This is a genomic window from Candidatus Accumulibacter aalborgensis (assembly GCF_900089955.1).
Lineage (GTDB): Bacteria > Pseudomonadota > Gammaproteobacteria > Burkholderiales > Rhodocyclaceae > Accumulibacter > Accumulibacter aalborgensis.
In genome coordinates this window covers 1-11,081 of sequence record NZ_FLQX01000098.1, presented here as the reverse complement: position 1 = coordinate 11,081, position 11,081 = coordinate 1, and the positions used below count along the sequence as shown (strand labels likewise).

The 11,081-nt window shown below is 61.1% G+C and carries 8 protein-coding genes; all 8 read left to right on the top strand.

Going from position 1 to position 11,081, the window contains the following annotated elements; all coding sequences use genetic code 11:
* Positions 1-596: 596 nt before the first annotated feature.
* The 8 genes from ACCAA_RS07725 to ACCAA_RS07690 all read left to right on the top strand — a co-directional run bounded on the left by ACCAA_RS07725 (position 597) and on the right by ACCAA_RS07690 (position 11,079).
* The gene (locus ACCAA_RS07725) at positions 597-1,004 is read left to right on the top strand and encodes a hypothetical protein (protein ID WP_186406661.1); all 408 of its coding nucleotides are present in this window, start codon (positions 597-599) and stop codon (positions 1,002-1,004) included.
* 158 nt (positions 1,005-1,162) lie between these two features.
* Positions 1,163-1,426, top strand: a complete 264-nt coding sequence (locus ACCAA_RS07720; RefSeq protein WP_186406660.1) for a FitA-like ribbon-helix-helix domain-containing protein — start codon at positions 1,163-1,165, stop codon at positions 1,424-1,426.
* Positions 1,427-1,428: 2 nt separating this feature from the next.
* A complete protein-coding gene (locus ACCAA_RS07715) occupies positions 1,429-1,827 on the top strand; it encodes a type II toxin-antitoxin system VapC family toxin (protein WP_186406659.1) in 399 nt (132 codons plus the stop codon).
* Between the two features lie 365 nt (positions 1,828-2,192).
* The gene (locus ACCAA_RS07710; protein ID WP_186406658.1) at positions 2,193-2,807 is read left to right on the top strand and encodes a cohesin domain-containing protein; all 615 of its coding nucleotides are present in this window, start codon (positions 2,193-2,195) and stop codon (positions 2,805-2,807) included.
* Positions 2,808-2,958: 151 nt separating this feature from the next.
* A complete protein-coding gene (locus ACCAA_RS21800; protein WP_222104806.1) occupies positions 2,959-4,419 on the top strand; it encodes an RHS repeat-associated core domain-containing protein in 1,461 nt (486 codons plus the stop codon).
* Between the two features lie 555 nt (positions 4,420-4,974).
* A complete protein-coding gene (locus tag ACCAA_RS07700) occupies positions 4,975-8,727 on the top strand; it encodes a DUF6531 domain-containing protein (protein ID WP_186406657.1) in 3,753 nt (1,250 codons plus the stop codon).
* Positions 8,724-10,508, top strand: coding sequence for an RHS repeat domain-containing protein (locus ACCAA_RS21795; RefSeq protein ID WP_222104805.1), 1,785 nt, complete (start codon positions 8,724-8,726; stop codon positions 10,506-10,508). Before ACCAA_RS07700 ends, ACCAA_RS21795 begins: the two co-directional genes overlap by 4 nt.
* A gap of 10 nt (positions 10,509-10,518) precedes the next feature.
* Positions 10,519-11,079 carry a hypothetical protein gene (locus ACCAA_RS07690; RefSeq protein ID WP_186406656.1) on the top strand — a complete coding sequence of 187 codons (561 nt, stop codon included), beginning with the start codon at positions 10,519-10,521 and terminating at the stop codon, positions 11,077-11,079.
* The last annotated feature ends 2 nt before the right edge of the window (positions 11,080-11,081 follow it).

Below are 11,081 nucleotides of genomic sequence, written 5' to 3'. Positions count from 1 at the left end.
AAGCAGCCCTATCTGATGCCGATGGCGGCGTAGCGGGGGTGGCCGGAATGATGATCAAGGCCGATAGGAAGTAAGCAGTTGAAAAGCGTACTAGCTACCGCCATGATATTCATTGTGATATCGATGGAGTTTGCTGTCGCCAACACATCCTGTTCGCTACCGGCTCCAGATATAGGGGGCGGTTCTTCTCCTTCTATGTCAGGAACGATTACGGACGTCCGGCCGGATATGGTATCGATTTCTTCCTATGCTTCTTCAAAGATTTATCGGTTTAGAATAAATAGAGACACAATAATATATACGGCTTTTGGTGGCGACGGCAGTCCATCCAGATTAAGGCCAGGGCTTTCAGTTCGGATTTGGACAAAGGACTGCAAAATTCCACTACTAGCTAAAGTTAACCAGCCAGCTTACATAGATGTATTCTCGTTTTCCGTGGATGACAAGCCACCCAGCTCATATTTTGCGAAGCAACCGACGCGCGATCAGAGTGCAACGCACAGGGTCGCTCATTAGCCTGTCCCAGTTGGACAGTTCGTGGTTCGGAGCGCCAACCTGGTATCGTTACAAGTGACACGTCCAGGCCAGGAGATATGATGAAACCTTGTATCCTTTCCGTATTGTTTGCCATTTCAATGTTACTAAGCTCAACGGCCCATTCACAGCCATGCAATGGCATCAACCGCCAACTCGATAATGAACGCAAGGCAGTGTTGGCGCCTGTAATCGCGAATCAACTGCAAGCATCGGCTGTTGACGTCCTGCAGTTGTTCAGGCTGGGGAATTGGAGCATTATCCATGTTGATACGCAAGAGGCAGACGAGGTATTTCTGTTTTACGCAGCAGATCCGCTTACTAGCCACTACACGACGTTGTGGAGCGGTGCTGCTGCAAGAAATGAGGAAACGCAAATCATGAACTGGGTCATCACTAATGCTCCAGGCATTCCTAAGCGACTGGCTGGTTGTTTCGCTTGGCACGTGACAAGAAATCGCAACATGTGAAGCATGGTGTCAAGAAGGGGTGTGTGGCTTTCGCCCCCGCCACGCCGCCAGACAGCTTCGCAGGCGACTCGAAGGATTGAGGACTGCACAGCAGCGTTTCGCCTGCAGGCTGCTCACCGATGCTAAAATGCAGTCATTTCGATGTCACTGCAAAACCTATGCCGAACCTTACCTTACGCGATGTGCCAGCCGATCTGCACTTGTGGTTGAAGCAACAGGCGGGGGCCCACCGCCGTTCGCTCAATCAGGAGGTCATCCTTCAACTCGATGCGCTGCGGAGTCTTCCTGCCAGCCGGTTTGACGCTGACCTGCGGCTGGCTCGTATCCGCGCGATTGCCGCGCGCGCCGCTCGTCTGCCCGTGCTCGATGAGCGCCCCGAGGCTGAGATCCTCGGGCTTGGTGCGGACGGACTGCCGCGCTGACGATGGTCGTCGACAGCTCGGCATTGGTCGCCATCCTGTTGGGTGAGCCGGAATGCGACGCGTTGGCTCTCGCGCTCGCCGGAGCGGAAATGCCGGTAATCTGCGCAGCCAACTGGCTGGAGACGATGATGGTGATCTCAGCCCGGCTCGGCCGCCCGGGTGTGCAGGCGTTGGGCGAGCTGCTCGACGCCACCGAAGTGCAGGTCGAACCCGCTGACGCCGAATTGGTGCAAACAGCCTTCGACGCTTGGCAACGCTTCGGCAAAGGGCGGCATCCGGCCGGGTTGAACTTCGGCGATTGTTTTGCCTATGCCTTGACCAGCCGCCGGGGTGATGTGCTGCTTTTCAAGGGCCATGATTTTTCGCAAACCGACGTCAGGCGGGCTGCTGATCAGCCATGAAGGTCAGCCGCCCGCATCGCGCGCTGAGGCTGCGGTGCGCACGGGAAACGTGCGCGGGAGGGTGATCCGCGCCATGGCACGCAACGTGAACCCCAAAAGGCAACAATCTGTCGGAATTTTTTACACTTTGGTCACGGTAAACTCGGTGCGGTTTGCCAGCTATCTAATTTTATGGATGTTTGCCGTTCAGGAACGAATACTGCTTTCGTTTCCTCTTACTGCCTCAAGCGTGCATGCAGGGGACTGATGAGCGCCGGAAGCAGGCTCCTGACCCGGGCCGGGGCAACCGGCGGACTGCTGCCCGTCTTGGTTCCGATCATGGCACCGTATTCAAACAGGCTCAGTTTTTCAGGGAGATCAGCCTGATGAAAACCACATACGTCGCACGAGCGCTGCTTGGCTGCGTCTTTGCGGGTCTGCTCTTCCTTTCGGGAGCGGCCTCGGCCTACGTGCTCAGCTTCTCGCCAGCCGCGCAAGACATTGGGCTCGGCAGTGTCGCGACGGTCGAGGTCCGCATCTCCGACGTCGCCCCCGAGCCACCAGGTAGTCCTGGCGGTCTCGGCGACTACGATTTCGAAGTCGTCTATGATCCCGCGATCATCACCTTCTACAAGGCTACCGATGCGGGTGCCCTGGGTCTGGCGGTCGGCCTGGACGTTCCTTTTCTGGCGCCCGGCCGGCTGAACCTCAGCGCTTTCTCGCTCGAAGCCCCCGATGATCTCCTCGCTCTGCAGAGTGATTCCATGTTGCTGCTGACTCTCGGTTTCAAGGGTATTGCTCTGGGCACCAGTTCGCTGCTTTTCGAGAACATCACCTTCGGCGACGCCCTGGGCACGCCGCGGACACCCACGTCGAGTAACGGCAGCATCACTGTTCTGCCTGCGGCTGTACCGGAACCCGGCACGCTGGTTCTGCTCGCCGGTGCCGGCCTGATGGTCGTCATCAGCCTTCGCCGGCGCCAGATCGTCCGGCCTGGCTGATCGCTTCAGCAAGGCGAGTCGCCCACCTCGTGCGGGCGGAGCAGGCAGCACAGACTGCCGAGCAAGAATACTGAACGCCAGGCGAAGAACCTGGCCTTGAGTCGAGGCCGCTTTTGATCGCCTCAGATGCTTGTTCACGGGGATGGGGTCGATGTTTCGAAGCGCGAGACATTGGGTGTGGCTGCTCCTGTGCTGGTTCGTTCTCGCGAGCCACGTCTGGGCCATTCCCTGCGACGTCGACCGAGACGGCGACATCGATCTCGACGACTTGAAGCTCATCCAGCAAGCGATTCTCGCCCGCGCCACGGTCAGCGGCCCCGACGACCCGCGCGACGCCGACGGCAACGGCGTCATCAACTCGATTGACGGCCGCTTGTGCGCCTTGCGCTGCACGCGTGCCAAGTGCGCGACGAGCAACAGCCCACCGGTGGCCAACGCCGGTCCCGACCAGAGCGTTTTACTCGGCAGCGTGATCAGACTCGACGGCAGCGCCTCCAGGAACCCCGAAGGAGCGACCCTCAGCTACGCCTGGTCGCTGACTGCCAGACCAGCCGGCAGCCACGCCGCGCTCACCGGCGCCGACAGCCCAAATCCCACCTTCAGCGCTGACCTTCCCGGCCAGTACGTCGTGCAGTTGATCGTCAATGACGGCCAACTCGCCAGCCCCCCCGCCACGATCAGCGTCAGCGTCACCAATACTCCACCGACGGTCAGTCTGAGCGCTCCGGCGCCAAACCAGAGCTTCACCGCACCGGCGACGATCACCGTCAGCGCCGACGCAGCGGACACTACCGGCAACATCACCGAAGTCGCCTTCTATCAAGGCAGCACGCTGATCGGCAGCGCCACCAGCGCACCGTACCGCATCACCTGGAGCAACGTCCCTGCCGGCAGCTACGTCCTCAAGGCCAGGGCCACAGACAGCGGCGGAGCGACGACCTGGTCTGCAGAAGTGCCGATCACCGTGGCTGCCGGCGGGGTGAAGGTCTATTACCTGCATCACGATCATCTGAATACGCCACGTCTGGTCACCGATGAGACGAACAAGGTCGTCTGGCGCAACACGCCGCTCGGCGAACCGTTCGGGATGGGGTTGCCTGAGGAGGACCCGGATGGCGATGGGCAGGCTTTCACGCTGAACCTTCGGTTTCCGGGTCAGTACGCGGACAGAGAAAGTAATTTGAACTACAATTACCTTAGGGATTACAACCCGGAACTGGGGCGGTATCTGCAGAGTGATCCGATAGGGATCGAGGGTGGTATTAATACCTATGGGTATGCCAAGGGACTACCAATCAGATTTGTCGACCCCAACGGAACGCAAATTGTCATTCCGCTGCCGCCACCTCCAGGCTGGCCGGGAACTCCAAAGCCGCCCGAGTCAATTCCAACCATTGAAATTCCAGGTTTTCCGCCGTCGTCCGGCCCACCACCTCAGCAATCTTCTGGTGGAGGGGGTATATGTGAGAGGGCACTCGAAATCTGCTTGAATGTTGCAAACGCTTGCGGGACGCTAACTGTTCCTGCCAAGGGGGGGTGTTGGGTATTGTATTCTGCTTGCAAAGCGGCAACTTGGCCTCATGACCAACCACCGATGTGGCCATCACCGTAATTGGCGGGGATAACAATGAATGTATTGTACGGAGCAACAGGTTCTGCGACGGCTGTTCAGCGAGAGATCGACGAGCGTCGTGAAGTTGTACTTACAGTGACTGGGTGGAAAAGAAGAATTGCTCTTCGTATTATTGTCTTATATGCCGCGCACGAATCACACGCACCCGAGAGAAGCGGTATGCGAGCTGTGTACGCTGGCATGGCTTGGCGCTCCTTCCTAATGCCGACCTTGATGGGGCTTTGCCTTCATGCGCGACAGGCAGGTATGTCTATTAAGGCTTACGAAAAGGCTGACTGCTTGGAGGTTTATTTTCAACCCGTAACAAAAGCCGTGACAGACCACGAATAACCAACAGTGACGGACCCTGAGCAGATAATGAGCGCCACAGAATACCGTGGCCTGACCCAAATGTCTCCGTCAGAGCCGGCGACGCCCCATAGCGCGGAGTGCGTATCGCTGCATCACCTGCCGTCGGCAACGAAAACCGGACACCGTTCAGCCACACGTAACCAAGTTCCAAGCTGCAAGCTGCAAGCCACAAAGGACAAGGCCATGACCAGACTCTCCCTCGATCCTTCCCTCACCGCCCTCCGCCTCCTCTCCACGCTCTGTGCCACGCTGTTCTCGAGCGTCGCCTGGAGCGCCTCGTGCAGCTACACCAACTTCACGATCGGCAGCGAGTTTGTCGCCAAGGCGGGGCCGGTCAATGGCCAATACCTGTATTCCGTGATGTCGCTGCGCTGCAGTTCTTCCGGCCAGGTCATCGACGCTGGCGGCGGCGAGATCGAAGTCGGTTGGTATGAACCGGCGAATCTGGAGTCCGCTCTGAAGAAGACCTTTGGCTCGGCGTTCGCCGAGAGTCGCGTCTTTTCCAGCCACTGCAAGTTTCACCTGCTGCTGGTCAACCGCCGTTACCCGAGTTCTCAGAGCATCGCCGGTGTGTTCATGGCCGATTACCCGGACACCACCGGCAAGACCACCTATGAAGACGTTTTCCCCGGACCGCTGCTGATCCCCTTCGGCGCCAACATACCGCCGGCCGGAAGCTGCGGCTGTTCCGGTGGCCTGGTCAAGCCGCTCGCATCGCCCGTGTGTGCGCTGCCACCGGAGAAGAAGAAAGCCGACCTGTGCCTCGCCAACCCGATCGTCCCTGGCCAGGGCTGCAAGGTCCAGTGGGAAACCGATTACACCTTTGCCGGCACCTCGCCCCTGGCCTTCAAGCGCTATTACGACAGTCAAAGCCCGTATCACGTCGGCAACGCCGCGCGTCGCAGCCTGGGCAACCGCTGGCGCCACCATTACGACGTGCTGCTCAACCCCGCTGCAGCGACCCAACTCGTCCTCATGCTGCGCGACGACGGCCAGATCCTCTACTTCCGACCCCGGCCCAACAGCACGACCCAGTGGATCGGCGACGCCGACATCGTCGGCCAACTGGAAAAGACCGCCACCGGCTGGACCTACCGCGACAGCGACGACGCCATCGAAACCTACGACACCAGCGGTCGGCGCCTCACGCGCACCGACCGCGACGGTCTCTCGCTCAGTTTCAGTCATGATCCCGCCTCCGGTGCGCTGAGCCGCGTCGAAGACCCCTTCGGGCGCCGCCTGACTTTCACCTATGACGGCCAGGGACTGCTCAGCGAACTGACCGACCCGGCCGGCCACAAAATCACCTACACCTACGACGCCGCCGGTAACCTGATCACGGTCACCTATCCCGACCACAGCACCCGTTCCTACACCTACACCAGCGTCCCCGTCGCCGGCCAGGTCGAACCCGCCCTGCTCACCGGCTTGACCGACGAGAACGGCATCCCCTACGCCCACTGGACCTACGACAGCAGCGCACTCGTCGCCAGCAGCGAACACGCCGGCGGCGTCGACTCGCACCGCCTGAGTTACCAGAAAGACGGCAACGGCAAGATCACCGGCGCCACGCATACCAACCCGCTCAACGCCGTCAGCCAATACAGCTTCCAGGAAATCCTCAGCGCCAACCTGACCCGCAGCATCAGCCACGCGCTCCTTCCCGGCGTCACAGAGCGCTTCACCTACGACGCCAACGGCAACCTCGGCACGCACACCGACTTCAACGACCGCCTCGACACGTATACCTACGACCTTTCCCGCAACCTCGAAACCCGCCGCGTCGAAGCGAGCGGTCAGGCCGAAGCGCGCACCGTCTCCACCCGCTGGCACCCGACCTGGCGCCGCCCGATGCAGGTCGCCGAAGCGCAGCGCCTCACGACCTGGATTCACCACGGTGACCGCGTCGCCAGTAGCGTCGTCACCTGCACCCCGAATACCAGCCAGCCGCTCGGCGTCGTCTGCCAGAAGAGCGAACAAGCCACCCCCGACGCCGATGGCAGCAGCGGCTTCGCCGTCACCCCCAACGGGCTCCCGCGGACCTGGACCTTCACCTACAACACCCTTGGCCAGTTGCTCAGCGTCGACGGCCCGCGCACCGACGTCGCCGATCTCACCACCTACACCTATTACGACGCCGCCGACCCCGACCCCGACAAACGAGGCAATCTCGCCACCGTCACCAACGCCCTCGGCCACCTCACCCGGATCACCACCTACGACCCGCACGGCAACCCACTTACCGTGATCGACGCCAACGGCCGTGTCACCACCCTGAGCTACGACGCACGCCAGCGCCTGACCAGTCACAGTATCGACGGCGAAGTCACCACCTACACCTACGACCCTGCCGGCCAACCCACCCGCGTCACGCTCCCCGACGGCAGCAGCCTCGCCTACACCTGGGACCCCGCGCATAGACTCACCGCCATTAGCGACACGCTCGGCAACCAGATCGTCTACACCCTCGACGCCATGGGCCACCGCATTCGCGAAGATCTCCGCGACCCCGCCAACCAACTCACCCAGACCCGCCAACGCCTCTACGACGGCCTCGGCCGACTCACCCAGGACATCGGCGCCCGCGGGCAGATCACCGCCTACGACTACGACGCCAACGGCCACCGGACCCGGATCACCGACCCCCTGGACCAGCGCAGCACCTTCGCCTACGACGCCCTCGACCGCCTGCGCCAGATCACCGACCCCGCCTCCGGCCAGACCCGCTACCAGTACGACGGCCGCGATCACCTGACCCGCGTCAGCGACCCGAGAAGCCTCGCCACCAGCTACAGCGTAGACGGCCTCGGCAACCGCCTGCGCCAACAAAGCCCCGACAGCGGCCTGACGACCAGCACCCACGACGCCGCCGGCAACGAAATCACCCGCACCGACGCCAAGGGCCAGACCAGCGTCTTCGCCTGGGACGCCCTGAACCGCCTGACGCGCATCTCGTACGCCGACGGCAGCCGGACCGACTACCTCTGGGATCAGGGCGAAAACGGCATCGGCCGTCTGACGCGCATCGACGACAGCCGCAACGACGCACTCGTCAGCCGCCTGGAGAACCGCTACGACGCGCAGGGCCGCCTGCTCAGCCAGACCCGCAGCGTGGGCAGCGTCAGCCACACCACCGCCTGGATCTGGTCGGCTGGCCGCATCACCGGCCTGACCACCCCCAGCGGCCGGACCATCGCCTACAGCCGCGACGCCAGCGGCCGGATCAGCGAAGTCCGCCTGACCGACAGCGCCCCGGCGGGCGACGGCCAGACACGGGTGATCGCCGCCGACATCCGCTACCACCCCTTCGGCGGCATCAAGAGCTATCGCGACGGCGCCGGCCAGATGCACACCCGTCACCAGGACCAGGACGGCCGCATCGCGAGTTACACCCTCGGCGCCCAGAACTGGCTTCTGAGCTACGACGCCGCCGGCCGCCTCAGCGCCCAGTTCGACGCCGCCGATGCCGCCCATAGCGCCACCTACGGCTACGACGGCCTCGACCGTCTGACCAGTGCCAGCCTGCCGAATACCGCCTACGGCTACACCTGGGACGCCACCGGCAACCGCACCAGCCACACGCTCGGCAGCACGACCCGGAGCTACACCATCGACCCGCTCAGCAACCGCCTGCAGAGCGTCGGCAGCGTCCCACCGAGAAACTACAGCCATGATGCCAACGGCAGCATCACCGGCGACGGAGCCAACAGCTACGTCTATGACGGCAAAGGTCGCCTGACCCAGACCAGTACTGCCGCCGGCGTTACCCGCTACGACACCAACGGCCTCGGCGAACGCATCCGCAAGCGCAACGCTGACGACACACTCTACGTCTACGACCCCGAAGGGCACCTGATCGCCGAGAGCGCCGCCGATGGCACGATCCAGCGCGAATACCTGTGGCTCGAAGACTTCCCGCTGGCGGTGATGCAATGAAAACGACCGAACCCGGAGCCCAAGCCCCGGGGCGTGGTCCGGAATCGATGCCGCGGGCGGGTGCCGCAAGCACTCACCAGGGTGCGACGAGCGCGTTTCTTCGCGCCACACCACAGGGTCTGTGGCTCTTCCTGTTCACGCTCGTTCTCGCCGCTCGCGCCTGGGCCATTCCCTGCGACGTCGACCGAGATGGCGACATCGATCTCGACGACCTGAACCTCATCCAGAAAGCCATCCTCGCTCGCGCCAAGGTCAGCGGCCCCGACGACCCGCGCGACGCCGACGGCAACGGCGTCATCAACTCGATCGACGGCCGCCTGTGTGCGCTGCGCTGCACGCGCGCCAAGTGCAGCACGGTCAACCAGGCCCCCTTCGCCAACGCCGGCCCCGACCAGAGCGTGCCGCTCGGCAGCGTGATCAGACTCGACGGCAGCGTGTCCAGGGACCCCGAAGGAGCGACGCTCGGCTACGCCTGGTCGCTCATCGCCAGACCAGCCGGCAGCCACGCCGTGCTCACCGGCGCCGACAGCGCAAACCCCACCTTCAGCGCTGACCTTCCCGGCCAGTACCTCGTGCAGTTGATCGTCAATGACGGCCAACTCGCCAGCCCCCCCACCACGGTCAGCGTCAGCGTCACCAATACTCCGCCGACGGTCAGTCTGAGCGCCCCGGCAGCCAGGCAGAGCTTCACCGCGCCGGCGACGATCACCGTCAGCGCCGAGGCCGCGGACACTACCGGCAACATCACCGAAGTCGCCTTCTATCAAGGCAGCACGCCGATCGGCAGCGCCACCAGCGCACCGTACCGCATCACCTGGAGCAACGTCCCTGTCGGCAACTACGTCCTGAAGGCCAGGGCCACCGACAGCGGCGGAGCGACGACCTGGTCGGCGGAAGTACCGATCACCGTGGCTGCTGGCGGCGTGAAGATCTACTACCTCCATCAGGATCACCTGAATACGCCACGCCTGGTCACCGATGAGGCGAACCGGGTCGTCTGGCGCAACACGCCGCTCGGCGAACCGTTCGGGATGGGGTTGCCTGAGGAGGCCCCGGATGGCGATGGGCAGGCGTTCACATTGAACCTGCGGTTTCCGGGGCAGTACGCGGACAGGGAGAGCAATCTGAACTACAACTACTTCAGGGATTATGAGCCGAGTGCTGGGAGGTATGTGCAAAGCGATCCGATTGGGTTGGCGGGTGGCGTTAATACCTATGGATACGTCTATGGGAATCCGGGGGGTCGGATCGACTCGAAGGGCCTTGCATATTTTGGTTTCCGCCCGTTGCAACCATTGTTCCCTTTCATGGTCCTGGCGCCTTTGATGGGAACGTGGCAAATTGCACATGAGAACGTATTTTTCGAAGATGGTAGCGCACCATCGAACTATGGGTTTGGTCCAATTGGAGTTTCACCCGACCCATTCCCATTTGGCTACAAGCGAGCCGATGGTGGATACAATGATTGCATAATGCGCATTGCTGTTTCAATGAACGCTTGGCCTGGGTCGCAGTACCGTTTGTATTGCACGAACTGTCAACGCTGGTCTACCGAAGTACGAGCAACTTACAACGAGCTGGCAAGAGATCCGGAGATTCTCAAGCAATGTGGGTGCTCAGAATCATTGATGCAATCGGCAAATCGAAGTGTCCCATTTTTCTCTGGAAAATCAGAACGGTCGGATGACCCATTGTCCGCTTCCGTTGGGAGTTTACCAAAGCATCCGGGAGGCGGAGCCGGGACGGTACCGCTGCCCCTGTTGTGGATTATTGGTTTGTAACGGTGATAAATTGACTTACACGGTTGCCCTTGGTCTTTTGGGAGTTGTGGCCGGCATGATTATTGTACTGACATGGCTGCGGTTGAGAGATGCCGCCTTTTCAGTCAGGAAGTCAGAGCAAAGCTGGATGTTGAAACTTCTAAATTTCTCTCTTCCCAAGGATATAACTGAACCACTTTTCGAGGTTGGTTTGGAAAATGAGAGAGGTGATTCCGCGAAGAGTCTGACAGTTGTCTATTCGCACAAGTATTCCGGGTTACATGAAATTGGCTTCGTATGCGAGCAGCGTGTTACCATGCCAATTAACGCCCCGATGACCGTGGGAGTCCAGGTTAGATGGCGGGGTGACAAAGGAATTATTGTTTACGAGGCAAAAGAGGAAGTCAGTCTCACAGAGCTATGGTTCAACGGAGCGGCAAGGAATGGATTCTCGTTGGTTCGGTATCAAGTTCCAGATTGCGTACCAATAAAAAAACGTTTGGTTTGTGAAATAATCCTCTCCGATCTGAGCCAGGCTGACGAGAGCTACGGCCCACTCAGGGTTTACTCACGAGCCATACCAGCACTATAAAG

What these genes read in the sequence shown, in the direction of transcription:
- ACCAA_RS07700 (WP_186406657.1), top strand. Translation starts at nt 4,975, where the DNA reads ATGACCAGACTCTCCCTCGATCCTTCCCTCACCGCCCTCCGCCTCCTC.
- ACCAA_RS07720 (WP_186406660.1), top strand. Translation starts at nt 1,163, where the DNA reads ATGCCGAACCTTACCTTACGCGATGTGCCAGCCGATCTGCACTTGTGG.
- ACCAA_RS21795 (WP_222104805.1), top strand. Translation starts at nt 8,724, where the DNA reads ATGAAAACGACCGAACCCGGAGCCCAAGCCCCGGGGCGTGGTCCGGAA.
- ACCAA_RS07710 (WP_186406658.1), top strand. Translation starts at nt 2,193, where the DNA reads ATGAAAACCACATACGTCGCACGAGCGCTGCTTGGCTGCGTCTTTGCG.
- ACCAA_RS21800 (WP_222104806.1), top strand. Translation starts at nt 2,959, where the DNA reads ATGTTTCGAAGCGCGAGACATTGGGTGTGGCTGCTCCTGTGCTGGTTC.
- ACCAA_RS07715 (WP_186406659.1), top strand. Translation starts at nt 1,429, where the DNA reads ATGGTCGTCGACAGCTCGGCATTGGTCGCCATCCTGTTGGGTGAGCCG.
- ACCAA_RS07725 (WP_186406661.1), top strand. Translation starts at nt 597, where the DNA reads ATGAAACCTTGTATCCTTTCCGTATTGTTTGCCATTTCAATGTTACTA.